This window comes from Janibacter sp. YB324, assembly GCF_014217915.1.
GTDB classification, from domain to species: Bacteria; Actinomycetota; Actinomycetes; order Actinomycetales; family Dermatophilaceae; genus Janibacter; species Janibacter indicus.
Map to the genome: position 1 here is coordinate 1,086,405 of NZ_CP060120.1, position 26,303 is coordinate 1,112,707.

Consider the following 26,303-nt stretch of genomic DNA (forward strand, 5'->3'; position numbering starts at 1 on the left):
CGGCCCGCACGAGACCGTGCGGGTCCCTCCCTTCGACCGCGGGGCGCGGACCCCCGCCAAGGAGTCAGACGTGACCACCGTCGCCCTGCTGTCCACCTCCGACACCGACCTGCTGAGCGCGCGCAGCGCTGGCGTCGACTACGTCGTCGGCAACCCGGCCCGCCTCACCGACGAGCAGATCGCCGAGCGCGTCGCCGGTGCCGATATCGTCGTCGTGCGCTACCTCGGCTCCCCGCAGGGGCTGTGGGAGGGCTTCCCCGACCTGCGCTCGGCCAGCGCCCCGCTCGTCGTCCTCGGCGGCACCCAGGAGCCCGACGCCGCGCTCATGGAGCTGTCGACGGTCCCGCCCGGCACCGCCGCGGAGGCCCACCGCTACCTGGCCGAAGGGGGACCGGCCAACCTCGCGCAACTGCACGCCTTCCTCGGCGACACCCTCCTGCTCACCGGCGAGGGCTTCGAGGCGCCGCAGGCGCTGCCCCAGTGGGGCGTCCTCGAGCGCGACGAGCCCGCCGCCCTCGACACCTCCGGCAGCGACACCCGTCGTCCCCGCGTCGGCGTCCTCATCTACCGGGCCCAGTACGCCGCCGGCAACACCGACTACGCGCACGCGCTCGCCGACGCGATCGACGCGGCCGGCGGCCAGGGCGTCGTCATCCACTCCGCCTCGCTGCGCGACGCCCCCGACGGTCTGCTCGAGCACCTCGGCACCCTCGACGCGCTCGTCACGACGGTCCTCGCGGCCGGCGGCACCAAGCCCGCCACCGCCAGCGCCGGCGAGGACGACGAGGCCTGGGACGTGGAAAAGCTCGCCGCCCTCGACATCCCGATCCTCCAGGGCCTGTGCCTCACCTGGGGCCGCGCCGACTGGGAGGAGTCCGACGATGGCATGAGCCCGCTCGACGTCGCGACCCAGGTCGCCGTCCCCGAGTTCGACGGCCGCCTCATCACGGTCGCCTTCTCCTTCAAGGAGTTCGACGACGAGGGCCTGCCGCACTACGTCGCCGACCCCGAGCGCGCCGCCCGCGTCGCCGGCATCGCGGTCAACCACGCGCGCCTGCGCTCGACGCCCGTCGCCGAGCGCAAGATCGCCGTCGTCCTCTCGGCCTACCCGACGAAGCACTCCCGCCTGGGCAATGCCGTCGGCCTCGACACCCCGGTCTCGACGATCCGCCTGCTGCGCGCGATGCGCGAGGCAGGCTATGACCTCGGCGACGGCTTCGTCGGGATGGACCCCCTCCCTCCGGTCGAGGGCGAGGCCGCCGACACGACGTCGGGCAATGCCCTCATCCACGAGCTCATCGCCGCCGGTGGGCAGGACGAGGAGTGGCTCACCCAGGAGCAGGTCGAGGGCGCGCAGGTGCGCATCCCGGCCGCGCGCTACCGGGAGTGGTTCGACGCCTTCCCCGCCGACCTGCGGGAGGCGATGACCGAGCACTGGGGCGAGGCGCCCGGCGAGGTCTTCGTCCGGGACGTGGGTCGAGGTGCGACGGAGGAGCCTCGAGACCAGGAGATCGTCACCGCGGCGCTCGTCCGCGGCAATGTCGCCCTGCTCGTCCAACCGCCCCGTGGCTTCGGCGAAAACCCGATCGCGATCTACCACGACCCCGACCTGCCGCCGACGCACCACTACCTCGCGACCTATCGCTGGATCGAGGAGGAGTTCGGCGCCCACGCCGTCGTCCACGTCGGCAAGCACGGCAACCTCGAGTGGCTCTCGGGCAAAAACCTCGCGATGTCCGCCTCCTGCGGCACCGACGCGGCCCTGGGCAACCTGCCGCTCGTCTACCCCTTCCTCGTCAACGACCCCGGTGAGGGCACCCAGGCCAAGCGCCGCGCGCACGCGACGATCGTCGACCACCTCGTCCCGCCGATGGCCCGCGCCGAGTCCTACGGCGACATCTCCCGCCTCGAGCAGCTCCTCGACGAGTACGGCAACGTCTCGGTCATGGACCCGGCCAAGGCGCCGGCCCTGCGTGGCGAGATCTGGCAGCTGCTGCACGCTGCGCAGATGCACGTCGACCTCGGCCTGGGGGACGACGTCGACCTCGACGACGCCGACGGCTTCGACGACCTCGTCATGCACGTCGACGGCTGGCTCTGCGAGATCAAGGACGTCCAGATCCGCGACGGCCTCCACGTCCTCGGCCAGGCGCCGCAGGGCGAGGAGCTGGTCAACCTCGTGCTCGCCGTCCTGCGTGCCGCGCAGGTCTTCTCCGGCCAGGTCGGGTCCGTCCCGGGCCTGCGGGCGGCGCTCGGCCTCGCCGAGGACGCCTCGACCACCGAGACCGATGCGGTCGAAGGGAGGGCCCGTCACCTCGTCGAGGCCCTCGCCGCCGCGGACTGGTCCGCTTCTGCCGCAGGCGATCTCGTCGCGCACCACGAGCCCGATCTCGCGCCGGAGGCGGCCGCCGAGGTCACCCGGGTGCTCGAGTTCGCCGCGACCCAGGTCGTGCCGCGGCTCGCCGCGACCGAGCGCGAGCTGCCGATGGTGCTGCACGCCCTCGACGGCGGCTACGTCCCCGCGGGGCCGAGCGGGTCCCCCCTTCGCGGCCTCGTCAACGTCCTGCCCACGGGGCGCAACTTCTACTCCGTCGACCCCAAGGCGATCCCGTCGCGGCTGGCCTACCAGACCGGCACGGCGATGGCCGACTCGCTGCTCGCGCGCTACCGCGAGGAGACCGGCGAGCTGCCGACCTCGGTGGGCCTGTCGATGTGGGGCACGAGCGCGATGCGCACCTCCGGCGACGACATCGGCGAGGTGCTCGCGCTGCTCGGCGTGACCCCGGTGTGGGATGAGCAGTCCCGCCGCGTCACCGGGCTCGAGCCGATCCCGCTCGCCGAGCTCGGTCGCCCGCGCATCGACGTCACCGTGCGCATCTCGGGCTTCTTCCGCGACGCCTTCCCGCACGTCATCGCCCTCATCGACGACGCCGTCGCGCTCGTCGCCGGTCTCGACGAGGCCCCCGAGGACAACCACGTGCGCGCCCACACGGTCGCCGACCTCGCCGAGCACGGTGACGAGCGGCGCTCTCGCACAAGGATCTTCGGCTCCAAGCCCGGCTCCTACGGCGCGGGCATCCTCCAGGTCGTCGAGTCCGGCAACTGGCGCAGCGACGACGACCTCGCGCAGGTCTACACCGCGTGGGGTGGCTACGCCTACGGCCGCGACCTCGACGGCGCACCCGCCGCCGAGGACATGGAGCGCACCTACCGCCGCATCCAGGTCGCGGCGAAGAATGTCGACAACCGCGAGTCCGACATCCTCGACAGCGACGACTACTTCCAGTACCACGGCGGCATGGTCGCGACCGTCCGAGCGCTCACCGGCAGCGAGCCCAAGGCCTACGTCGGCGACTCGACCTCGCCCGACGCGGTGCGCACCCGCACGCTGCAGGAGGAGACCAACCGCGTCTTCCGCTCGCGCGTGGTCAACCCGCGCTGGATCTCGGCGATGCAGCGCCACGGCTACAAGGGCGCCTTCGAGCTCGCGGCGACCGTCGACTACCTCTTCGGCTTCGATGCGACGGCCGGCGTCGTGCACGACTGGATGTACGACCGGATCGCGCAGGACTACGTCCTCGACGAGACCAACCAGGAGTTCATGCGCCGGGCCAACCCGTGGGCGCTGCGCGGCATCGTCGAGAAGCTCACCGAGGCCGCCGACCGCGGCCTGTGGGAGGAGCCCGACCCCGAGGTCGTCCGGGCGATGCAGCAGGTCTACCTCGACATCGAGGGCGACCTCGAGGACGACGGAGCCTCCGGTGCCTGAGGAGCGACGTAGTGGGTCCCACGCGCCGCGTGGGCGCCTCGAAGGCCTCAGGTACGCCCGCCCGGTCCCGACGATCGGTGACACGAGCAGCGCGGCGCAGCGCCGCGAGGACCCCTCCGGGTGGGCGATGGGCGCGGCGGTCACCGAGGCCCTCGCCGCGGTCGTCGCGGGGCGTCGTGACATCCGGCGCTACCGGCCGGACGCCGTGCCGGAGGATCTGATCACGGCCGTTCTCGAGGCGGGGCACCGGGCGCCGAGCGTCGGCCACTCCCAGCCCTGGCGCTTCATCGTCGTCACCGACCCGCGGACCCGTGACCGGGCCGCCGCGATGGCCGACAGGGCGCGGGTCGACCAGGCCGCGCACCTCGCCTCGGAGCGGGCGGCGCGCATGCTCGACCTCAAGCTCGAGGGCCTGCGCGAGGCGCCCGTCGGCGTCGTCGTCGCCTGCGACCGGCGCACCCCGGCGACGGGCGTGCTCGGCCGGGCGACCTTCCCCGACGCCGACCTCTGGTCGTGCGCGACCGCGATCGAGAACATGTGGCTCACCGCCCGCGCCCACGGCCTGGGCATGGGGTGGGTGACGCTCTTCGACCCCGACGAGCTCGCCGACCTGCTCGGCCTGCCCGAGGGCGTCGTCACGCTCGGCTGGCTCTGTCTCGGCTGGCCCGACGAGCGCCCGCCGTCGCCGGGCCTGGAGCGCGCCGCCTGGTCGAAGAAGACCCCGCTCGAGCAGGTCGTCCTGCGGGAGCGCTGGCCGGCCGACGAGGGCGCGCCCCAGCAGCCGGTTTCGCACCTGCGCGGGCCCGAGCCGGCCCGGCTCGTCGGCGCGACCGACGCCGCCGACGAGCTGCTCTCGCCCCCCGAGTCGCTCGGCGTCCTCGACCGCGCACTCAACCGCGTGCTCGCCGTCGGTGCCCAGGACGTCACCGGCGGCACCCTCGTCCTCGCCGGCGCGGACCACCCGGTCACGGGCCTCGGCGTCAGCGCCTTCCCCGCAGCGACCACCCACGACGTGCTCGCCGCGACCGTCGCCGGCACCTCGCTCGGTGCCGCCACGGCGAAGGGAGCCGGACTGGCCGTCGTCGGGGTGGACGCCGGTGTGGCCCAGGCGGTCCCGGGTGCGCACGGAGTCCGACCAGCGGGGGAGCGGGGCGACCTCGCGTCCACGGATGCCATGACGCTCGCCGACGCCGCCGCCCTCGTCGCCGCCGGGCGCGAGATCGGCACCGAGGCCGCGGCCTCCGGTCTGGTCTGCCTGGGCGAGGTCGGCGTCGGCAACACGACCGTCGCCGCGGCCCTCGCCTGTGCCCTCCTCGACCTCGAGCCTCAGGACGCCGTCGGCCTGGGCTCCGGCTCCGACGCCGACATGGTCGCCCGCAAGCGGGAGGTCGTGGCCGCTGCGGTGGCGCGTACGCAGGGTGAGCGGGACCCCCTTCGCCTCCTCGCGATGGTCGGTGGACCCGAGATCGCCCTGCTCACCGGCGTGACGCTCGGGGCCGCGGCTGCGGGTGCACCCGTCGTGCTCGACGGTCTCGCCGCGTCGTTGCCCGGCGTCATCGCCGCGCGCCTCGAGCCGGCCGCTCAGGCCTACCTGCTCGCCGGGCAGGTCAGCCGCGAGCGGGCCCACGCGCTCGTGCTGCGCGAGCTGGGCCTCGAGCCGCTGCTCGACCTGCGGCTGCGCTCCGGCGAGGGCGTCGGCGCCTGCCTCGCGGCCTCGATGGTGCTGCAGGGCCTCGCCGTGCGCCGCGTCGCCGCCCGCACCCGCTGACCCTGCATTGCCCTACGGCAATGCAGAGGTGAGTGCATAGACGTCCATGACCCAGCCGTGCTCCTCGCGCAGATCGGCGCGCAGCTGCACGATCTCGTCGATGACGTCGGCGAGGCGCCCGGCGCGCAGCTCCTGCTGCGGCATGCCGACGTAGGCGCCCCAGTGGATCACCGTGTCGGGGTGGGTCGCGGCGAGCTCGCGGCAGTGCAGGTGCCCGTCGAGCATGACGACGACCGTCCCGAGCGTCAGGTCGGCGGCCTTCGCCGCGCGCCACTCCTCGACGAGCCGGCGACCGGTCGTGATGTGCACCGGTTCGCCGACGCGGTGCAGCACGACGCCGTGCGCGGCCGCCAGGGTCTGGAAGGCCGAGATGCCCGGGATGACCCGCACCCGCGTCGGGATCCGCTCGCCGATCGCGTCGACGACCCGGATCGTGCTGTCGTAGAAGGCGGGATCACCCCACACGAGGAAGCCCACCACCGCGTCGGCGGGCAGCTCGTCGATGATCCGCACGTAGGCGTCGGTGCGGGCGGCGTGCCAGTCACGCACCCCCTGCGCGTACTCCGCGGAGTCGCGGTCGGCGTCGGGCCCGCGCTTCGGGTCCGGCACGGTGACGAACTCGTAGGCGTGGTCGGCGGGGATGAACCGGTCGCAGATCGCGCGGCGCACGGCGACGAGCTCGTCCTTGACCCCACCCTTGTCGGCGACGAGGAAGACGTCGACCTCGGCCAGCGCTGCGGCCGCCTCGGCGGTCACGTGCTCGGGTGAGCCGGCCCCGATGCCGATGAGGTGGATGCGGCGAGGGGCCTTGGTGCTCAACGGCCTTCCTTTGCGATGGCGATGACGGCGTCGACGTCGACGTGCGTCTCCAGGGCGTCGGCGAGGATGTCGATCATCCCTTCACGACGAGCGGCGAAGGGGGTCGCCCCGGGGGCCGCGGACCACCGCGCCCCGGTCGTCGCGGCCACGTCGTCGAGCAGGGCGCGACGGTAGGCGTCGCACTCCAGCGTCCCGTGCCAGATCGACCCGCGGACCGCTCCGACCGCGTGACCGCCGGGGAAGTCCTCGCCGCCGCTCGGCGCGACGACGCCGTGGTGGATCTCGTAGCCCTCGACGCCGTGCCCGCGCCAGCTCCCGCTCGGGCGGGCGAGCACCTTGTCCTCGTGGAAGACGACCCGACCGGGCAGCAGGCCAAGGCCCGGGACGCGTGCGGCAGAGGTGGTCTCGCCCCCCTTCGTGGCTCCTTCGTCGCACCTCAGGACACCGCCTTCGACCCCGTCGTCGACGATCTCGTCGAGGAGCATCTGGTAGCCGCCGCAGATGCCGAGCACCGGCGCACCGCGCGCGGCCCGCTCGAGGACGACGTCGGCGAGGCCGGTGCGCCGCAGCCACGCGAGGTCCGAGGTCGTCGCTCGGGATCCGGGCAGGACGACGAGGTCGGCCTCGCGCACCGCATCGGCATCGACCGTCACCCGCACGTCGACACCCGGCTCGGCGGCCAACGCGTCGACGTCGGTGCCGTTGGAGGTGCGGGGCAGGCGCACCACCGCGACCGCCAGCCGGCGGTCGGCGGGCACGCCGTCCTCGGCGTCGCCCCAGGCACCCATCGACAGGGAGTCCTCGGAGTCGAGCCACACCTCCTGCAGCCACGGCAGGACCCCGAGCGAGGGCATGCCGGTGCGGCGGGTGATCTCGGCCAGCCCCGGCTCGAGGACCGACGCATCGCCGCGGAACTTGTTGATGACATAGGCCGCGAGCAGCGGTCGGTCCTCGTCGGACACGAGCGCCCAGGTGCCGTAGAGCGCGGCGAGCACTCCGCCGCGGTCGATGTCGCCGACGAGCACGGTCGGCAGCGAAAACCTTTGCGCCAGACCGAGGTTGACGTAGTCGCCGGCGCGTAGGTTGATCTCGGCGGGGGATCCGGCGCCCTCGCACACGACGAGGTCGTGCTCGGTCGCGAGCTCCTCGTAGGCGGCGAAGGCCGCCTGGGACAGGTGCGCCCGACCGGTCGCGTACTCGCCGGCCATCAACTCGCCGGCGGGCCGTCCGCGCACGACGACGTGCGCGCGACGGTCGCTGCCGGGCTTGAGGAGTACGGGGTTCATCGCCGAGGTCGCCTCGACGCCCGCGGCCTGCGCCTGGAGGTACTGCGCGCGACCGATCTCGGAGCCGTCGTGGCAGACCATCGAGTGGTTGGACATGTTCTGCGCCTTGTAGGGCGCGACCGACAGTCCCCGTCGCGCGAGGGCCCGGCACAGCCCGGTCACGACGAGGGACTTGCCCGCGTCGGACGAGGTGCCGGTGATCAGGAGTCCGCTCACGGACCGACACTCTACGGTTGGCCACTAGCGTGAGGCCCGTGAGTCCGACGCACGTGCACCTCATCCGTCACGGGCAGTCGACGTGGAACCGTGACGGGCTGGTCCAGGGTGCCCATCGGGGGCCCAACCAGGCCATGCTCACCGACACCGGGCGGGCTGACGCGGCGCGCGCCGGCATGGCCCTCGCGGCCCGGATCGGCCCGCCGCGCCGCGAGCACTCCCTGTCGCTGTGGAGCAGCGACCTCATGCGGGCGCTGCAGACCGCAGAGATCATCTCGGTCGCCTTGCGCCCCATGGGCTGGAGCGCCTCGGTGCGCAACGAGCCCGGCCTGCGCGAGCAGGCGCTCGGCCACCTCGAGGGCGAGCGCACCGACGCGCTGAGCGCGGTGCCCGTGCCCGAGGGGCAGCACATCAGCGAGGTCCGCTGGGGTGAGGGCGGCGAGTCGATGCAGGAGGTCTTCGATCGGGTCGGCGACTGGTTCGCCCCGGCCCTCATCGAGCAGCCCGACCACCTCGTCGTCGTGAGCCACGAGCACACGATCCGCGCGGCACTGGCCTGGCTGAGGTCGCGCTCGCACCGCGACATCGACTGGGACGAGCCGATCACCCCCGGCTCCGTGACGACCCACGACGTCGTCGACTAGCTCGTCGACGAGTACGTCGCGAGCCGATCGGCCTGCTCCGGGCCGTAGCGGTGACCGCTGCCGTCGGGCACCTCGAGCGACCCGACGACGTCGGCCGCGCTGTGCACGGCGCTCACGACGGGCAGCCATCGCCGGTCCCCGTCGGGCGGCACGACGACGTCGCGCAGCGACGCGAGGACGACCGGGTCGTCGAGGTTGGCGACCGGGACCTCGTGCGGCAGCCCGACGCGGTGCCCGCCGGGTGTTCCCGTCCACAGCACCGAGCACACCGATCGCGGGCGCTCGGCTCCCGAGCCGCTGGAGACCGCCTGCCCCGCCGTCGCCCCGAGGCTCTCGCCGACGACGTGCACCTCGGGCCGCTCGTGCACCAGCATGTTGTCGACCCGCTCGGTCACCGGGCAGCGTTGATGTCACCGGGCAGCGTTGATGTCACCGGGCAGCGTTGATGTCACCTGGTTGCCCGGAGAGGGACAACCAGGTGACACCAACGCCGACAGGCTCGGGCCGGGCCTGTCGGGGCCGCCGGGCTGTGGAGAACTCCGCGGCCCCCACCACGATCCCGGTCACGATGTGGGCATGCATCCGATCATCCGGGCCGCGCTCGACGCGGGTCGTGGCACCGCCAGCAGCGCCGATCTGCACCGGCGCGGGGCGAGTCGTCGCGATGTCGAGCGGGCCATCGGTGCGGGCGACCTGGTGCGGGTCCGCCGCAATGCGCTCGTCGAGGGCGAGCGATGGCGGGAGACCAAGCCGTGGGATCGCCATGACCTGCGCGCCCGAGCCGTGGTCCGCACCCTCGGCGACGAGCCGCCGCTGGCCCTCACCCACCACAGCGCCTTGGCGGTGCGCGGTATCGACGTCCACGGGGTCGACGACCGCGTGCACGTCGCCCGCATCGGGTCGGGGCGTGGGCGCACGGACACGGGTCTGGCGAGCCACCGGCCTCTCGATGAGTCCCTCACATCGGTCCATCGGGGTCTGCTGACCGTCACCCCGGCCGTGGCCTGCGTCCAGGTCGCCAGCCACTTCGGAGGGGAGGCTGGCCTCGTGAGCGCCGACCACGCTCTGCACCGAGAGGTGATGACCCGCGCCGACCTCGACGCGGCGATGGTCGCCCTTCGACCGTGGCGGTGGTCGCGTGAGCCCGCCAAGATGCTCGCCCTCGTGGACGGCCGCGCGGAGTCAGGTGCGGAGTCCCGCACGCGATGGGCACTGCGGACGCTGGGCTTGCGGATGCCGACGCTCCAGGTGGAGATCTTCGACGACGCCGGTGAGTTCGTGGCGCGGGTCGACTTCCTCTACGAGGACATGAAGCTCGTCATCGAGGTCGACGGTCGCAAGAAGTACGAGAAGGCGCAGGACCTGTGGGACGAGAAGATGAGGGAGGACCGTCTCCGGGCGCTGGGATATGTCGTCGTCCGACTGACGTGGGCAGATCTGGACGACCTCACGGTCGTGCGCGCCAAGATCCAGCGTGGGCTGGCCCGGGCAGCCTGACGGCGTTGGTGCCACGTGGTCCCCCTTCTCCGGGCAACCAGGTGGCGTCGACGCCGACAGGTGACGCCAACGCTGTCGAGTGACCCCGCCGGACCCCTCAGTCGCCCAGCGCCTTGACGAGCGTCACCGCTCGCGAGACGGCCTCGGCGTCACCGTCCTCGACACCCCAGATCGCACCCACCATGGCCCGCAGCGCACTGACCGCCCGCACGAGGTCCTCGTCGAGCCCCGTGACATCGCACACGACCTCGACCCGGCGCCGCACCGACCAGCGCAGCGACGGGCCGGTGCCCATCTCCGCCCACCGGTTGGTGAGCAGGGGAGCGACCTCCCACGCGGGGTGGCCGACGAGCGGCTTGGGGTCGATCGCCACCCAGTCGGTGCCGTCGGACAGGACGTTGCCGTAGTGCAGGTCCCCATGAAGCAATCGCGCAGCAGACTCCTCGGTCCCGAGCGAGCGAAGGGAGGACCGCGCCTGCTCGACGTATCGCCGCGGCACCCGCCGGGCGGCCGGCCGGTCGAGGATCTCCCCGACCCACGGCACGAGTGCCGGCAGCTGCGGCAGCGGCTCGACGTGCAGGTCGGAGTACAGCCCGGCGACGACCGCGACGGCCTCCTCGTCCCACTGCTCGGTGAGGTCCTCGCTCGTCAGCCGCTCGAGCAGCAGCACCGACCGACGCGGGTCGGCCCGCAGCAGCCGTGCGGCGCCACGTCCGTCCCACGCCCGCAGCGCCAGGTGCTCCCCGTCGGACTCGCGGTGCGGCCAGCCGAGCTTGAGCACGGCCCGGCCGTCGGGCCGGCGCACGGGCAGCACGAGCGAGCGGTGGCCGGTCATCGCGTCGCCGTCGACCGTCAGCTCCCACTCGGCGAGGACCTCGGCGACGAGGTGGGGGAGGGCGGCGACCCAGTCACCGCCGGCGGGACCCCCTTCGGCAGCGAAGCCCGCGACGCGCGCCGCGAAGTCCGCCGGCACGAGGGCCGCGGCGTCCTCGACCCTCATCCGGTCGCGGTCGTGTCCCCGTAGAGCACGGGGACCGGCTGGGCGAAGCGCGGTCGGGACAGGCGCTCGGCCGTCACCATCCACGTGACCGTCTCGAGGGCGGCGTCGCGGTCGTCGGCGAGCCCGTCGAAGCAGGCGCCGTAGGCGACCAGGAGCTTGCCGAAGGACTCGGTGCCCCACTCCATCGCCTTGCTGCCGCGCAGGTCGTCGGGCCGCTCGTAGCCGAGAGTGGCGCTGCCGACGTGCTTGCCGGCGGCCGTGGTCTGGCGCACGGCCAGCCCCTCGAGCTCCGTGCCCGTGTCCCGCACGGCCTTGGACACGGTCGTGGAGGAGCGGGCCGCGATGAGGTCGAGGGCGTACATCGTCGCCCGGGTCGCCTCGAGGGCGTCGGCGGCGATCTTGCCGGCGGTCCAGGCCTCGGCCGGGGGAGTGGTCCACAGCCGTGGCTTGTCGCCGAGCGGGCTGGTGATGCGGTGGGTCGCGGTGAGCCGGCCGACGAGCCCGAGCATGCCGGCGCCGCACTCCCGCACCGCCGCCTCGAAGGCCGCCGCCGTCTCCGCGTCGCTCGCCGGCGCGCTCGCGTCGGCGATGACGCTCTCGGGTACCTGGGCCTCGACGAGGGCCTCGCGCAGCAGGTCGGCGCGCTGCGTCGCGTGCTCCTCGCCCCCGGCCTCGAGGGCCCCGAGGACCGCGAGCAGCGCCTGCTCCGCGGGGATCGGCTCCCGCCGCGGGACGAAGGGGAGGTCCGGCGCGTCGTCCTCGAGCCGGACCCCGCACCCGGTGAGCGCCGTCGTCGCGACGGCGAGGGCGCCGGTGAGCATGAGTCGGCGGCTGGGTCGTTCGGGCACGTGGTCGATCTTCGCACGCCGCGCTCGGCGCCGATCATGACTAGAGTGTGCCGCCAGCACGGCAACTCCACACGGAAGGCTTCCCATGGGTTCGGACCAGGACATCCTCGAGCAGGTGTCCGACGCGTTGGGTGACGACTTCACCGTGGCCGCAGTGGCCGTCACGCCAGCCGGCAAGCGCCGCGTCGCGCGGATCACCGTCGAGCGGCCGGTCGCCGACCCCGTCGGTGACACCCCCGTCGAGCCGCTGACGCTCGACGAGATCGCCGACGCGACCCGGCTCGTCAGCGACGCGCTCGACGCCAGCGACGTCATGGGCAGCCAGCCGTACACCCTCGAGGTGAGCACCCCGGGCACCGACCGACCGCTCACCGAGCCCGTCCACTTCCGCCGCGCCGTCGGTCGCCTCGTGGAGGTGACCCTTCGAGGCTCGGCCGCGGACGGCCTCGCACCTCAGGGAGCGAAGGGCGACGGCACCCAGGTCACCGGCCGGGTCCTCGCGACGACCGCCGATGGGGTCGACCTGCACGTCAAGGGCACCAAACGGTCCGCCCCGCACACCCAGCACATCCCCTTCGCCGAGATCTCCAAGGGCGTCGCCCAGGTGGAGTTCACGCGACCCGACACCACGCCGGCCCCCGGCGAGACGGAGGACTGACATGGACATCGACATCCACGCCCTCAAGGCGCTCGAGCGCGAGCGCGAGATCCCCTTCGACGTGCTCGTCGACGCGATCGAGGCGGCGCTGCTCGGGGCCTACCACCGCACCGAGGGGGCCTACAAGAACGCCCGGGCCGAGCTCGGTCGCAAGGACGGCCACGTCGTCGTGTGGGCCCGTGAGGAGCACGTCGTCGAGGAGCAGGTCCCGGTCGAGGCGGGCGAAGGGGAGGAGCCTCCCGTCGACGAGGAGGGCGCCCCCCTCATGCGCACCCGCACGCGCCGCGAGCTGGGTCCGGAGTTCGACGACACCCCCGACAACTTCGGCCGCGTCGCCGCGGCGACCGCGCGCCAGGTCATCACGCAGCGCATGCGTGACCTCGAGGACGAGGCGATCCTCGGCGACTTCCGCGGCCGCGAGGGCGACATCGTCGCCGGCGTCATCCAGCAAAGCTCCAATCCCCGCAACGTCCTCGTGGACTTCGGCACGGTCGAGGGGGTGCTGCCCTCCTCCGAGCAGGTGCCCGGCGAGGTCTACAACCACGGCGACCGGATCCGCGTCTACGTCGTCTCGGTCAAGCGGGGCCTGCGCGGTCCCGAGATCACCCTCTCGCGCACCCACCCCAACCTCGTCCGCAAGATCTTCGCCATGGAGGTCCCCGAGATCGCCGACGGCTCGGTCGAGATCTCGGCGCTCGCCCGCGAGGCCGGTCACCGCACGAAGATCGCCGTGCACTCCAAGGTGCCGGGCCTCAACGCCAAGGGCGCCTGCATCGGGGCCATGGGTGCCCGGGTGCGGGCGGTGATGACCCACCTGCAGGGCGAGAAGATCGACATCGTCGACTGGTCCGACGACCCGCAGCGCTTCATCGCCGCCGCGCTCTCGCCCGCCAAGGTCGAGTCGGTGACGGTCGTCGACCCGAAGCTGCGCTCGGCCCGCGTCGTCGTGCCCGACTACCAGCTGTCCCTGGCCATCGGCAAGGAGGGGCAGAATGCCCGTCTCGCGGCCAAGCTCACCGGCTGGCGCATCGACATCCGACCCGACACCGCTCCGGACTCCAGCGGGGGCGTCGCCGTCCCCGGTCAGCCGGAGGGGTGACGAGGTCAGACGGCACAGGGGCTAGACTGATGGGGATCGACCGGACTGGACTCCAGTCCGACCCACCCGTCTCGGGTCCGATGAGGACCTGCATCGGGTGTCGCGGACGGGATAGCCGGTCGACTCTGCTGCGCATCGTCGTGGAGACAGACGACCGAGGCATCGCCACGGCCGTCCCCGATCCTCGGCGGCGTGTGCCGGGTCGTGGGGCATGGCTCCACGCCGACATCGCCTGTCTGGACCTTGCCGTCCGGCGGCGGGCCCTCTCTCGAGCGTTCCGACGCCCGGTCGAGGCGACCGACGCCCTTCGTGCCTGGATCGAGCAGATGGCGCAGTCGCAATCCGTACGTACAGCAACCGAGAGCGGGTTTGACGCTGATGAGCACCCGATGAGTACTCAGCAATGAGCATTCACCTCAACTGACGACGGTCCGCGCCTTCTCTCAGGTACGGACCAGAGAAGGAGAAACGTGGCCAAGGTCCGTGTCCACGAGCTCGCCAAGGAGCTCGGGGTTTCCAGCAAGGCCCTCCTCGCCCACCTGGGCGACATGGGGGAGTTCGTGAAGTCGGCGAGCTCGACGATCGAGGCGCCGGTCGTGCGTCGGGTCAAGGACAACCCGCCCGCCGCCGACCCCAAGGCGAAGAAGGCGGCGGCCAAGCCGGCCGCCAAGCCCGGCCCCAAGCCGCCGGCAGCCGAGCAGCCCGCCGCGCCGACGCCCGGCCCCAAGGCCGCGCCGACGCCCGGCCCCAAGCCGACCCCTGCCGCGCCCGAGGCGCCGGCAGCACCCGAGCCGACCCCTGCCCCCGAGGCCCCTGCGGCCGCTGAGGCCCCGGCGGCTCCTGAGGCACCCGCAGCGCCGGCCGCGTCCGCGACGCCCGGCCCCAAGCCCCCGACGCCCGGCCCCAAGCCGGCCCCGGCCAAGCCCGCCGCGCGCGGCGGTGGCCCGCGTCCGGGCAACAACCCCTTCGCCTCCAGCCAGGGCATGGGGACCCGTCGTGGCGAAGGGGGTGGCTCCGGCGGCGCCCGCCCCGGCAACAACCCCTTTGCGTCCAGTCAGGGCATGCCGCGCCCCGGCCAGCGTCCCGGTGGCCCGCGCCCCGGTGGCGCCGGTCAGCGTCCGGCTGCCGCGGGCGGCGGTCAGGGCGGTCCGCGCCCGGCCGGTCCCCGTCCCGGTGGCGCCCGTCCCTCGCCCGGCATGATGCCGTCGAGCTCGGCCGTCCCGCGGCCGGGTGAGCGTCCCGGTGGCCGTGGTGGCCCCGGTGGCGGTCGTGGTCGTCCCGGTGGCGGCCCCGGTGCCCGTCCCGGTGGCGGTCCCGGTGGCGGTGGCTACCGCGGTGGCCCCGGCGGTCGTGGCGGCACCCAGGGTGCCTTCGGTCGCGGTGGCGGCAAGCGCAAGCAGCGCAAGAGCAAGCGCGCCAAGCGGGCCGAGTTCGAGCAGATGCAGGCGCCGTCGATCGGCGGCGTCATCGTCCCCCGTGGCGACGGCTCGACCGTGGTGCGCGTGCGTCAGGGCGCCTCGATGACCGACTTCGCGGACAAGATCAACGCCAACCCCGCGTCCCTGGTCACCGTGCTGTTCAACCTCGGTGAGATGGCCACGGCCACGCAGTCGCTCGACGAGGAGACCTTCCAGCTCCTCGGCGCCGAGCTCGGCTACGACATCCAGATCGTCTCGCCCGAGGAGGAGGAGCGCGAGCTCTTTGACTCCTTCGACATCAACCTCGAGATCGGGGTCGACGCCGAGGACGAGGAGGACCTGGCGGCCCGCCCGCCGGTCGTCACCGTCATGGGTCACGTCGACCACGGCAAGACGCGTCTGCTCGACGCGATCCGCAACGCCGACGTCGGCTCCGGCGAGACCGGTGGCATCACCCAGCACATCGGTGCCTACCAGATCCACGCCGAGCACGACGGCAACGAGCGCGCGCTGACCTTCATCGACACCCCGGGTCACGAGGCCTTCACGGCCATGCGTGCCCGTGGTGCCAAGGTCACCGACATCGCGATCCTCGTGGTCGCGGCCGACGACGGCGTCATGCCGCAGACGATCGAGGCGCTCAACCACGCCCAGGCGGCGGACGTCCCGATCGTCGTCGCGGTCAACAAGATCGACGTCGAGGGCGCCGACCCGGCGAAGATCCGCGGCCAGCTCACCGAGTACAACCTCGTGGCCGAGGAGTACGGCGGCGACACGATGTTCGTCGACGTCTCCGCCAAGCAGGGTCAGAACATCGACAGCCTGCTCGACGCGGTGCTCCTCACCGCCGACGCGGCGCTCGACCTGCGGGCCAACCCCGATCGCGACGCCCGTGGTGTCGCGATCGAGGCCAACCTCGACAAGGGTCGCGGTGCCACGGCGACCGTCCTCGTCCAGTCCGGCACGCTGCACGTCGGTGACGCGATCGTCACCGGCTCGGCCTTCGGTCGTGTGCGCGCCATGCTCGACGAGCACGGCAACCAGGTCGACGAGGCGGGCCCGTCCCGTCCGGTCCAGGTGCTCGGTCTCTCCTCGGTCCCGCGGGCCGGCGACACCTTCGTCGTCGCCCCCGACGACCGGACCGCGCGCCAGATCGCCGAGAAGCGTGAGGCCGCCGACCGTCAGGCCAGCCTGGCCAAGGCGCGCAAGCGGATCAGCCTCGAGGACCTCGACCAGGTCATCGCCGCGGGCAAGATCGACACCCTCAACCTCATCCTCAAGGGTGACGTGTCGGGTTCGGTCGAGGCCCTGGAGGACGCCCTGCTGCAGATCGACGTCGGCGACGACGTCGACCTGCGGATCATCGACCGCGGCGTCGGCGCGATCACGCTCAACAACATCAACCTCGCCATGGCCTCGGACGCGATCATCATCGGCTTCAACGTCCGCGCCGAGGGCCAGAACGCCGAGGTCGCCGAGCGCGAGGGCGTGGAGATCCGCTACTACGGCGTGATCTACCAGGCCATCGAGGAGATCGAGCAGGCGCTCAAGGGCATGCTCAAGCCGGAGTACGAGGAGGTCGAGCTCGGCACGGCGGAGATCCGTGAGGTCTTCCGTTCGAGCAAGTTCGGCAACATCGCCGGTTCGATCGTGCGCAGCGGCGAGATCAAGCGCGGTTCCAAGGCGCGCATCACCCGCAACGGCGTGGTGCTCACCGAGGGCCTCGAGCTCACCGGCCTGCGTCGTTTCAAGGACGACGTCACCGAGGTCCGTGAGGGCTTCGAGTGCGGGTATCAACCTCGGCAGCTTCAACGACGTGCAGGAGGGCGACCTCATCACCACGTACGAGATGCGCGAGAAGCCGCGCGACTGAGCGCTCCCGTGCCGACGGCGCCGTCCCCTCTGGGGGCGGCGCCGTCGTCGTGTCCCGATGGGGAGTTCTCCCCGTGTCGCAAGCGCTGCGCAGGGTTGCCGTCCGACTAGGGTGGTCCCGTCCACGTACTCGACACTCAGGGGAGCGACATGACGACGCCACCTCCTCCGCCCGGTGGCGGGGGCAACCAGCCCTACGACCCGTCCGCGAGCAACACCGGCGCGGGCTCCATGCCCGGTCAGGGCTCGGCGCCCGACTACGGCTCGGCCCCCGGCCAGCCGCCCCAGGCTCCGCCGCCGGCTCCCGGTGGCTTCCCCCAGGGCGGTGAGGACAAGGCCAAGACGATGGCGATCATCTCCCTCGTCACCGGCGGCATCGGCCTGCTGTGCTGCACCTGGTTCGTCTTCTCGATCGCCGCGATCATCCTGGGCATCCTGGGCAAGAAGGCACCGGGTAGCGCCGACAGCCACAAGAAGGCGCAGATCGGTCTCATCCTCGGCATCGTCGGTGTCGTGCTCGGTGTGATCATGTGGCCGGTGCTCATCGCCACCGGCTCGCTCGACGTCTACACCAACTGAGGCTCGATCTCACAGGTGAGGGCCCCCGGTGCCGACGCACCGGGGGCTCTCGTCTCACGCCACGACACAGGACTTCACCATGAGCATGCCTCCCCCTCCGCCCGGCTACGGCACCCTCCCGCCGGACCCCAACGACCCCTACCGCGGTGCCGCGGGCGGCCAGCCCCCGGGTCAGCCGCCGGTCGGCCCGCCCCCGCCGATGCCCTACCCGCAGGGCGGCCCGCCCGGGCGCACCGGCAATGCCCGCACGCTCGGCATCATCTCGGTCATCGCCGGGGCCGTCGGCGTCCCCTTCGCCTGCTGCTGCTGGTTCATCGGCTGGATCCCCGCCGTGGCCGCCGTCGGCACGGGGATCGCCGGGCTGAGCCAGCTCAAGCGCGAGCCCGACAGCGACGCCAAGCCCTTCCTCATCGCCGGGATCGTCCTGGGTGTCGTCGGGCTGCTGCTCACCGTGCTCTCGCTCGTCTTCGGCTTCGCCAACGCCGTCTACAACGAGTACTGAGCCGACCGCGGGCCGGGTCGCATACCGTAGGGGTGTCCCCACCCCAAGCCCCTCACGGAGGTGTGCCATGGCCGACCCGGCCCGCGCCCGCAAGATCGCCGACCGCATCCAGGAGCTCATCGCGGCCAACCTGCAGCAGGTCGTCAAGGACCCCGACCTGGGGTTCGTGACGATCACCGACGTGCGGGTGACCGGTGACCTCCAGCACGCCTCGGTCTTCTACACCGTCTTCGGCGACGATGCGCAGCGCGAGCGCAGCGCCGAGGTCCTCGAGGCCAACCGTGGCAAGCTGCGCTCCTTCGTCGGCAAGCAGCTGGGCATCCGCCTCACGCCGACGCTCGAGCTGATCCCCGACGCCCTGCCCGAGAGCGCATCGCACATCGACGACCTGCTGCGCTCGGCGCGCGAGCGCGACGAGGACCTGGCCCGCTCCCGCACCGGCGCCCAGCCCGCCGGCGACGCCGACCCCTACCGGACCACCGACGAGGGCGAGGGGACCTCCCCTTCGACCGAGGCGTGAGCGAGGGCCTGGTCGTCGTCGACAAGCCGGCTGGCTGGACCAGCCACGACGTCGTCGCCCGCGGCCGCCGGCTCTACCGGACCAAGAAGGTCGGCCACGCCGGCACCCTCGACCCGATGGCCACGGGCGTCCTCGTCCTCGGCGTCGGGCGGGGGACCAAGCTGCTCACCTTCCTCGTCGGCGCGGACAAGACCTACACCGCGACGATTCGGCTCGGGCAGGCGACGATCACCGACGACGCCGAAGGGGAGATCACTGACCTCGGCGAGGTGGCCGGCATCGACCGGGCTGCGATCGACGCGGCCGTCACCCGGCTCACCGGCGACATCGAGCAGGTGCCCAGTGCGGTGAGCGCGATCAAGATCAAGGGCCAGCGCTCCTACCACCGCGTCCGCGCGGGGGAGGAGGTCGACCTGCCCGCACGTGCGGTGACCGTCTCGCGCTTCGACGTGCTCGACGTGCGCCCGACCGAGGCCGACGGCCACCCGGTGCTCGACGTCGACGTGGTCGTCGAGGTCTCCTCGGGCACCTACGTGCGGGCCCTCGCCCGCGACCTCGGCGCCGACCTCGGCAGCCGGGGTCACCTCACCGCGCTGCGCCGCACAAGGGTGGGTGGCCTGACGCTCGAGCACGCCCACACCCTCGACGAGCTCACCGCCCTGCGCGAGAGCGGCGGCGACGACGCGGTGCTGCCCATCACGCCGCTCGAGAAGGCGGCCGCGGCGGCCCTGACGACTCGGGCGCTCACCGACGACGAGGCCCGCGCCCTGGGCTACGGGCAGCGCATCGCCAGCGCCGAGCCGGGCCGGGTCGAGCCCGTCGCGGCCCTGTCGCCGACCGGCGAGCTGGTCGCGGTGCTCGACGAGAGTCGGGCCCGTGCCCGAGCCCACGTCGTCTTCGCCCCCGCCAGTTCGTAGAGTGTCCTCTCGTGCAGCACTGGACATCCCCGAGCGACACCCCGCCGCAGCTGCGGCCGTGCGTGGCGACCTTCGGCAACTTCGACGGGGTGCACCGCGGCCACCGCGCGATCCTCGACGAGCTGACCCGGCAGGGCCGCGAGCGTGACCTGCCGGCCGTCGCGGTGACCTTCGACCCGCACCCGGTCGAGGTCATGCACCCCGAGCGGGCGCCCGAGATCATCTCGCCCGGCCCGCTGCGTGACGAGCTGCTCGAGCAGGCCGGGATCGCGGGTCTGCTCTCCCTGCCCTTCACCACCGAGTTCGCGCAGACGAGCGCCGTCGACTACGTCGTCGACACCTTCGTCACCGGGCTGCAGGCCCAGGCCCTCGTCGTCGGGGCCGACACCCGTGGTTTCGGCGCGGGCTACACCGGTGACGTCGACCTGCTGCGCAGCCTCGGCGAGGAGCACGGCTTCGACGTCGTCGTCATCGAGGACCAGGGCGAGACCGAGCGCTGGTCCTCCTCGGCCGTGCGCACCCATCTCGCCGCCGGCGAGGTCGCCGAAGCGTCCTTGATCCTCGGGCGGCCGCACCGCGTCGTCGGCACCGTCGTCCACGGTCACCACCGGGGGCGCGAGCTCGGCTACCCGACGGCCAACCTCGGCGCCGACAGCCTCGGCCTCGTCCCGGCCGACGGCGTCTATGCGGGCTGGCTGGTGCGCCTCGACCTGCCCGAGGGCGACCCCGAGCGACGTCTGCCCGCCGCGATCTCGGTCGGGACCAACCCGACCTTCGACGGGCAGGTCCGCGTCGTCGAGTCCTACGTCCTCGACCGCACCGACCTCGACCTCTACGGCGAGCGGGTGGCCGTCGACTTCGTCGGGCACGTGCGCCCGACGCTGCGCTTCGACTCGATCGACGAGCTGCTCGTGGCCATGGCGCGCGACGTCGAGCGCACCCGCGACCTGCTCGAGCGCTGACCCCCACGGTGCCGGGGCACGGTCGGCGGGGCTTCGCGCGGCAGCTGCTGCGCTCCGACCTCGTCCTGCTCGCGGCGGCGCTCATCGCCTCGGGCCTCGGGGCGGTGCTCGTCCACTCGGCGACCCGCGCCGACGCCGGGTCCGCCTATCTCGTGCGGCACCTGCTCAACCTCGTCATCGGCCTGCTCATCGCCCTGGCTGTCGTCCGGCTGGACCGGGCAGCGCTGCGGGCACTCGCCCCCTTCGTCTACCTCGCCGGGGTCGTCGGGCTGGTCCTCGTCCTCACCCCGCTCGGCTCCGAGATCAACGGCTCCCGGTCGTGGATCCAGGTGCCGGGCGGCTTCTCGATCCAACCCAGCGAGATGGCCAAGGTGGGGCTGTGCGTCGCCCTGCCGATGCTGCTCGCCCCCGCCGCCGAGCGTCGGGACCGGCCGCGACCCCGCGAGATCCTGCTCGCCGGGCTGGTCACCGCCGTGCCCGTGCTCCTCGTCATGGCCCAGCCCGACCTGGGCTCGGCCCTGGTCCTCGTCGCGCTCGCCCTCGGGGTGCTTGTCGTCTCCGGGGCATCGTGGCCATGGCTCGCCGGGGTGCTGCTCGCCGGCGTCGCCGCCGTGGTCGCGGCCTTCACGACGCCGCTGCTCAGCGCCTACCAGCGCGACCGGCTCACGGCCTTCCTCGACCCGAGCGCCGACCCCCTGGGCATCGGCTACCAGACCCAGCAGGTGCGCCGGGCGATCGCCGACGGTGGCTGGGGCGGTCAGGGGCTGCACGCGGGCGACCTCACCAGCTCGGGGGCGATCCCCTTCCAGGAGACCGACTTCGTCTTCTCGGTGGCGGGGGAGGAGCTCGGCTTCGTCGGCGCGGCCTTTGTGGTGTGCCTGCTCGGGCTCGTCGTGGCGCGCATCGCCCTGGCCGGGACCCGGAGCGACGACCCCTTCGTGCGACTGGTGTGCTGGGCGGTCGCGAGCTGGTTCGCGGTGCAGTCCGTCGAGAACCTCGGGATGAACCTCGGCCTGCTGCCGGTGACCGGCCTGCCGCTGCCCTTCCTCTCCTACGGCGGGTCCTCGATGTTCGCCTGCTGGGCCGCGGTGGGGCTGGTCGTCGCCGTGACCCGGGAGGAGAGGTCCGCCACAGGTCGTGGACCGGTGCGCCCGCGTCGGTGACGATGGCGCCGTGCAGATCCCGACCTTCCAGACCCTGTCCAAGGACCTCGGCGCCACGGCCCTGCGCCGTGGGCTCAACCTGTGGCCGCCCTTCCTCGCGGCGAGCGTCCACGTCGACCGCATCTCGCCCGACTTCCGGGAGTTCGACGTCTCGCTGCGGATGCGTCCGTGGAGCCGCAACTACGTCGGGACCCAGTTCGGCGGCTCGCTCTTCGCGATGTGCGACCCGTGGTGGATGCTCGGGGCGCTGCGCTGCCTCGGCGAGGACTACATCGTCTGGGACAAGGCCGGCGAGATCGACTTCGTCAGCCCCGGGCGCACCGACGTGCGCACGAGCATCCGGATCACCGACGAGCTGCTCGACGGGATCCGGGCCGCGACGGCCGACGGGTCGAAGCACCTGGTCTGGTGCGACAACGACGTCGTCGCGGCCGATGGAACCCTCGTGGCGCGCTACCGCAAGCAGCTCTACGTGCGGCGCAAGCGGGCCTGAGCCCGCGGCGCCGCGGGGCCGACTGCCAGCCTTTGGTCACCAAACGGTCACGCTGCGGTCTGACCGGTGACAGGGAGGGCGCTTTCGGGAGACGATGCGCGCACCACCCGCAGCCCACGAAGGAGTGGACTTCTCGTGCCAGACCCCAGCCCCTCGCGCGCGTCCGACGAGGTCTTCGACGCAAGCGTCTTCGACAACCGTGCTCCCTCGGTCGGTCACCTGCTCCGTGACCGCATCGCCAAGAGCCCAGACAACATCGCCTACTCGTTCCCCTCGGGCATCGCCTGGGGCGAGCTGACGTGGGCCCAGCTCGGGGAGCGGGTGTGGGCGCTTGCCGCCGGCCTCGTCGACCTCGGGGTCCAGCCGGAGGACCGCGTCTCCCTGGCGTCGAGCACCCGCATCGAGTGGGTCCTCGCCGACTACGCGATCATGGCGGCCGGTGCGGCCACCACGACGATCTACCCGACGTCGATCAGCGACGACGTCGCCTTCATCGTCGACAACTCCGGGTCCACGGTGATCATCGCCGAGGACGCCGAGCAGGTCGACAAGCTGCGCGAGGTGCGCGACGCGATCCCCGGCGTGAGCACGGTCGTCGTGGTCGACACCGAGGGCGTCGACCTCGACGACTGGGTCATCTCCTTCGAGGACCTCGAGGCCCGCGGCGCCGCGCTGCTCGCCTCCGAGCCGGGGGTCGTCGACACCCGCATCGACGGCACCGGCCCCACGTCGCTCGCGACGATCATCTACACCTCGGGCACGACCGGCCGCCCCAAGGGGGTGCGGCTGCGGCACGCGACGTGGACCTACCAGGGCGCGGCGATCCGGGCGACGGGCATGCTCGCCGAGGACGACGTGCACTACCTGTGGCTGCCGCTCTCGCACGTCTTCGCCAAGGTGCTGCTGCTCATCAGCACCGACGTCGGCATGCAGACCGCCGTCGACGGGCGCATCGACAAGATCGTGGACAACCTCGGCGAGGTCCGTCCGACCTTCATGGCCGCGGCGCCCCGCATCTTCGAAAAGGTCTACGGCAAGCTGAGCCTCGGCATGCAGGAGGAGGGCGGCGCCAAGGCCAAGATCTTCGACTTCGCCGCCGAGACCGCCCGCCAGTACTCTCAGGCGCTCTCCGACGGGCGCAAGCCCGGCGCCCTGCTCGGGGTCCGCCACAAGATCGCCGACAAGCTCGTCTTTGCCAAGGTGCGTGACCGATTCGGTGGCCGGGTGCGCTTCTTCATCTCCGGATCCGCGGCGCTCAACACCGACATCGCCCACTGGTTCAACGGTGCCGGCCTGCCGATCCTCGAGGGCTACGGCCTCACCGAGACCTCCGCCGCGGCCACGGTCAACCGGCCCTACGCCCTCCGCGTCGGCACCGTCGGCTGGCCCAACGTCCAGACGGAGATCAAGGTCGCCGAGGACGGCGAGATCCTCGTCCGCGGCGAGCACGTCATGGAGGGCTACCACAACAACCCCGAGGCGACCGCCGAGGTGCTCACCGAGGACGGGTGGTTCCACACCGGTGACATCGGGGAGATCGACGGCGACGGCTTCGTCAAGATCACCGACCGCAAGAAGGACCTCTTCAAGACGAGCAACGGCAAGTACGTCGCGCCGTCGCAGATCGAGTCGACCTTCAAGGGGCTGTGCCCCTACGTCGGCCAGCTGCTCGTCCATGGGGAAAATCGGCAGTTCGTCACGGCGCTCATCACCCTCGACGAGGAGGCCATCAAGCCGTGGGCCGAGGCCAACGGCCTGGCCGATGCCAGCTACACCGAGATCGTCTCGTCGATGCAGGCCCGTGAGATGGTCCAGTCCTACGTCGACGAGCTCAACGCCGGGCTCAACCGCCACGAGCAGATCAAGCGCTTCCACATCCTCGGTCGCGACCTGACGGTCGAGGACGGCGAGCTGACACCGAGCCTGAAGCTGCGGCGCAAGGTCGTCGCCGACAAGTTCAAGGGCGACATCGAGGAGATGTACCCGAGCTGACCGGCCGAAGGGAGGTCCGGTGCCGCGGCGTTTGGGACAGCCGCGCACCGGACCTACCCTTGTAGGCATGTCCGGTGAGTCGATCTTCCCTGCCCTCGAGCCCCTGCTCGAGCGGGTCAGCAAGCCCATCCAGTACGTCGGGGGCGAGCTGAACTCCACGGTCAAGGACTGGCACGTCGGCGGCCACGGCCCCGACGGGCAGGACCTCACGGTCCGTTGGGCCCTGATGTACCCCGACGCCTACGAGGTCGGCGTGCCCAACCAGGGCGTGATGATCCTCTACGAAGTGCTCAACGAGCGCCCCGACGCCCTCGCGGAGCGCAGCTACGCGGTGTGGCCCGACATGGAGGCCCTGCTGCGCGAGCACGGGCTGCCGCAGTTCACCGTCGACGGCCACCGCCCGATCGGTGACTTCGACGTGTTCGGCCTGAGCTTCTCGACCGAGCTCGGCTACACCAACATGCTCACCGCGCTCGACCTCGCCGGCATCCCGCTGCACGCGGCCGACCGCGGCGACGAGCACCCGATCGTCGTCATGGGCGGGCACGCCTCCTTCAACCCGGAGCCGGTCGCCGACTTCATCGACGCGGCGATCGTCGGTGACGGCGAGGAGGCCGTGCTCGCGGCGACCGACATCATCGCCGAGTGGAAGGCCCAGGGCCGTCCCGGCGGACGTGTCGAGGTGCTGCGTCGCCTCGCGGCGACCGGCGGCGTCTACGTCCCGGCCTTCTACGAGGTCGACTACCTGCTCGACGGGCGGATCCAGCGCGTCGCTCCGGTGGAGACCGGCGTGCCGTGGCGCGTCGACAAGCACACGGTCATGGACCTCGACGCATGGCCCTACCCCAAGAAGCCGCTCGTCCCCCTCGCGGAGTCGGTCCACGAGCGGATGAGCGTCGAGATCTTCCGCGGCTGTACCCGCGGCTGCCGCTTCTGCCAGGCCGGCATGATCACCCGTCCGGTCCGGGAGCGCTCGATCACCGGCATCGGCGAGATGGTCGAGCGGGGCCTGGAGGCGACCGGCTTCGAGGAGGTCGGGCTGCTCTCGCTCTCCAGCGCAGACCACACCGAGATCGGCGACATCGCCAAGGGCCTGGCCGACCGCTACGAGGGCACCAACACCGGCCTGTCCCTGCCGAGCACCCGCGTCGACGCCTTCAACATCGACCTGGCCAACGAGCTGACCCGCAACGGCCGCCGCTCCGGCCTGACCTTCGCCCCCGAGGGCGGCTCCGAGCGCATCCGCAAGGTGATCAACAAGATGGTCACCGAGGACGACCTCATCAAGACCGTCTCGGCCGCCTACGGCGCCGGCTGGCGCCAGGTCAAGCTCTACTTCATGTGCGGGCTGCCGACCGAGACCGACGAGGACGTCCTGCAGATCGCCGAGGTCGCCAAGCGGGTCATCGAGACCGGCCGTCAGGTCGCCGGGCACAACGACATCCGCTGCACCGTCTCCATCGGCGGCTTCGTGCCCAAGCCGCACACCCCCTTCCAGTGGGCGGCCCAGCTCGGTGCCGAGGAGACCGACGAGCGGCTGCACAAGCTGCGCGACGCGATCCGCGCCGACAAGCGCTACGGCCGGTCCATCGGCTTCCGCTACCACGACGGCAAGCCGGGCATCGTCGAGGGTCTGCTCTCGCGCGGTGACCGCCGCGTGGGCCGGGTCATCGAGCAGGTCTGGCGCGACGGCGGCCGCTTCGACGGGTGGAGCGAGCACTTCTCCTACGACCGCTGGATGGCCGCGGCCGAGACCGCCCTGGCGGGCACCGGCGTCGACGTCGCCTGGTACACCACCCGCGAGCGGGAGGAGGCCGAGGTCCTGCCCTGGGACCACATCGACTCCGGCCTCGACAAGGAGTGGCTGTGGCAGGACTGGCTCGACGCGGTCGACGAGACCGAGGTCGAGGACTGCCGCTGGACCCCGTGCTTCGACTGCGGCGTGTGCCCGCAGATGGGCACCGACATCGAGATCGGCCCCACCGGCAAGACGCTGCTGCCGCTCACCGTCCTCGGCTCCGGCCGTCAGGACATGATCAGCTCCTGAGGTCCGCGGCAGGGGGAGCAGGAGATGTCAGTCCAGACCGGCGCCATGGTCGTGGGGGCCGTGGCCGTGATCTACGGGATCGGCTTCGCCGTCCTGCCGATGCGCCGGTGGAGCGAGTCCTCGCGCACCCGCTACACGATGGGCGGTGCGGCTCTCGTCGCACTGGTCTTCGTCGCGCTCGTCGTCGTCCCGTGGTGGGTGCAGCGCAGCTGACCAGCCTGCGGCCCCCTGCGG

Annotated in this window: 22 protein-coding genes and 1 pseudogene; 18 read left to right on the top strand and 5 right to left on the bottom strand. The window is 72.4% G+C overall.

The window, feature by feature from the left end:
- Positions 1 to 70: 70 nt before the first annotated feature.
- Complete coding sequence (gene cobN / locus H7A72_RS05330) at positions 71 to 3,769, top strand: cobaltochelatase subunit CobN (RefSeq protein ID WP_185221873.1); 3,699 nt, start codon at positions 71 to 73, stop codon at positions 3,767 to 3,769.
- Entirely contained in the window at positions 3,762 to 5,537 is a 1,776-nt protein-coding gene (bluB, locus tag H7A72_RS05335) for a 5,6-dimethylbenzimidazole synthase (protein ID WP_223277789.1), read from the top strand. Before cobN ends, bluB begins: the two co-directional genes overlap by 8 nt.
- A 12-nt stretch (positions 5,538 to 5,549) precedes the next feature.
- On the opposite strand, the gene cobF is transcribed toward bluB, so the two are convergent.
- Positions 5,550 to 6,356, bottom strand: coding sequence for a precorrin-6A synthase (deacetylating) (gene cobF, locus H7A72_RS05340; protein WP_185221874.1), 807 nt, complete (start codon positions 6,354 to 6,356; stop codon positions 5,550 to 5,552).
- Complete coding sequence (locus H7A72_RS05345) at positions 6,353 to 7,858, bottom strand: cobyric acid synthase (protein ID WP_185221875.1); 1,506 nt, start codon at positions 7,856 to 7,858, stop codon at positions 6,353 to 6,355. Before H7A72_RS05345 ends, cobF begins: the two co-directional genes overlap by 4 nt.
- Before the next feature lie 38 nt (positions 7,859 to 7,896).
- Between H7A72_RS05345 and H7A72_RS05350 the strand changes: the two genes are divergently transcribed.
- The gene (locus tag H7A72_RS05350; protein WP_185221876.1) at positions 7,897 to 8,502 is read left to right on the top strand and encodes a histidine phosphatase family protein; all 606 of its coding nucleotides are present in this window, start codon (positions 7,897 to 7,899) and stop codon (positions 8,500 to 8,502) included.
- Here the strand turns inward: H7A72_RS05350 and H7A72_RS05355 are convergent.
- Entirely contained in the window at positions 8,499 to 8,897 is a 399-nt protein-coding gene (locus H7A72_RS05355) for a hypothetical protein (RefSeq protein WP_185221877.1), read from the bottom strand. The genes H7A72_RS05350 and H7A72_RS05355 overlap by 4 nt on opposite strands.
- Positions 8,898 to 9,078: 181 nt before the next feature.
- Here H7A72_RS05355 and H7A72_RS05360 point away from each other — a divergent pair, with 181 nt between their 5' ends.
- A complete protein-coding gene (locus tag H7A72_RS05360) occupies positions 9,079 to 9,999 on the top strand; it encodes a type IV toxin-antitoxin system AbiEi family antitoxin domain-containing protein (RefSeq protein WP_185221878.1) in 921 nt (306 codons plus the stop codon).
- A 97-nt stretch (positions 10,000 to 10,096) separates the two neighbouring features.
- Here the strand turns inward: H7A72_RS05360 and H7A72_RS05365 are convergent, their stop codons facing one another.
- Positions 10,097 to 10,999, bottom strand: a complete 903-nt coding sequence (locus H7A72_RS05365; RefSeq protein WP_185221879.1) for an aminoglycoside phosphotransferase family protein — start codon at positions 10,997 to 10,999, stop codon at positions 10,097 to 10,099.
- Complete coding sequence (locus H7A72_RS05370) at positions 10,996 to 11,847, bottom strand: hypothetical protein (protein WP_185221880.1); 852 nt, start codon at positions 11,845 to 11,847, stop codon at positions 10,996 to 10,998. The genes H7A72_RS05365 and H7A72_RS05370 overlap by 4 nt, the downstream gene beginning before the upstream one ends.
- Positions 11,848 to 11,932: 85 nt before the next feature.
- Between H7A72_RS05370 and rimP the strand changes: the two genes are divergently transcribed.
- The 14 genes and pseudogenes from rimP (at position 11,933) to H7A72_RS05440 (ending at position 26,282) form a co-directional block, all read left to right on the top strand.
- A complete protein-coding gene (gene rimP / locus H7A72_RS05375; protein WP_185221881.1) occupies positions 11,933 to 12,505 on the top strand; it encodes a ribosome maturation factor RimP in 573 nt (190 codons plus the stop codon).
- Between the two features lies 1 nt (position 12,506).
- Complete coding sequence (gene nusA / locus H7A72_RS05380) at positions 12,507 to 13,604, top strand: transcription termination factor NusA (protein ID WP_185221882.1); 1,098 nt, start codon at positions 12,507 to 12,509, stop codon at positions 13,602 to 13,604.
- 80 nt (positions 13,605 to 13,684) lie between these two features.
- Positions 13,685 to 14,011, top strand: coding sequence for a YlxR family protein (locus H7A72_RS05385; RefSeq protein WP_223277891.1), 327 nt, complete (start codon positions 13,685 to 13,687; stop codon positions 14,009 to 14,011).
- Positions 14,012 to 14,074: 63 nt separating this feature from the next.
- A pseudogene (gene infB / locus H7A72_RS05390) lies at positions 14,075 to 16,895 on the top strand (translation initiation factor IF-2).
- 149 nt (positions 16,896 to 17,044) lie between these two features.
- Complete coding sequence (locus tag H7A72_RS05395; RefSeq protein ID WP_072624212.1) at positions 17,045 to 17,473, top strand: DUF4190 domain-containing protein; 429 nt, start codon at positions 17,045 to 17,047, stop codon at positions 17,471 to 17,473.
- Between the two features lie 79 nt (positions 17,474 to 17,552).
- Positions 17,553 to 17,975 (top strand): DUF4190 domain-containing protein, encoded by a 423-nt coding sequence (locus H7A72_RS05400; protein WP_185221884.1) that lies wholly within the window; start codon positions 17,553 to 17,555, stop codon positions 17,973 to 17,975.
- A 67-nt stretch (positions 17,976 to 18,042) separates the two neighbouring features.
- Complete coding sequence (gene rbfA, locus H7A72_RS05405) at positions 18,043 to 18,495, top strand: 30S ribosome-binding factor RbfA (protein ID WP_185221885.1); 453 nt, start codon at positions 18,043 to 18,045, stop codon at positions 18,493 to 18,495.
- Positions 18,492 to 19,412, top strand: a complete 921-nt coding sequence (truB, locus tag H7A72_RS05410) for a tRNA pseudouridine(55) synthase TruB (RefSeq protein ID WP_072624215.1) — start codon at positions 18,492 to 18,494, stop codon at positions 19,410 to 19,412. The genes rbfA and truB overlap by 4 nt, the downstream gene beginning before the upstream one ends.
- Positions 19,413 to 19,423: 11 nt before the next feature.
- Positions 19,424 to 20,374 carry a bifunctional riboflavin kinase/FAD synthetase gene (locus tag H7A72_RS05415; protein ID WP_072624216.1) on the top strand — a complete coding sequence of 317 codons (951 nt, stop codon included), beginning with the start codon at positions 19,424 to 19,426 and terminating at the stop codon, positions 20,372 to 20,374.
- An 8-nt stretch (positions 20,375 to 20,382) separates the two neighbouring features.
- The gene (locus tag H7A72_RS05420) at positions 20,383 to 21,537 is read left to right on the top strand and encodes an FtsW/RodA/SpoVE family cell cycle protein (protein ID WP_084449550.1); all 1,155 of its coding nucleotides are present in this window, start codon (positions 20,383 to 20,385) and stop codon (positions 21,535 to 21,537) included.
- A 10-nt stretch (positions 21,538 to 21,547) separates the two neighbouring features.
- Positions 21,548 to 22,030 (top strand): DUF4442 domain-containing protein, encoded by a 483-nt coding sequence (locus tag H7A72_RS05425; RefSeq protein ID WP_200811105.1) that lies wholly within the window; start codon positions 21,548 to 21,550, stop codon positions 22,028 to 22,030.
- 135 nt (positions 22,031 to 22,165) lie between these two features.
- Positions 22,166 to 24,022: a long-chain fatty acid--CoA ligase gene (locus tag H7A72_RS05430; RefSeq protein WP_072624218.1), complete on the top strand. Its 1,857-nt coding sequence runs from the start codon at positions 22,166 to 22,168 to the stop codon at positions 24,020 to 24,022.
- 67 nt (positions 24,023 to 24,089) lie between these two features.
- On the top strand, positions 24,090 to 26,069 hold the full coding sequence (locus H7A72_RS05435; RefSeq protein ID WP_185221886.1) for a TIGR03960 family B12-binding radical SAM protein: 1,980 nt from the start codon (positions 24,090 to 24,092) through the stop codon (positions 26,067 to 26,069).
- A gap of 24 nt (positions 26,070 to 26,093) precedes the next feature.
- Complete coding sequence (locus tag H7A72_RS05440; RefSeq protein WP_125932790.1) at positions 26,094 to 26,282, top strand: hypothetical protein; 189 nt, start codon at positions 26,094 to 26,096, stop codon at positions 26,280 to 26,282.
- Positions 26,283 to 26,303 lie beyond the last annotated feature (21 nt).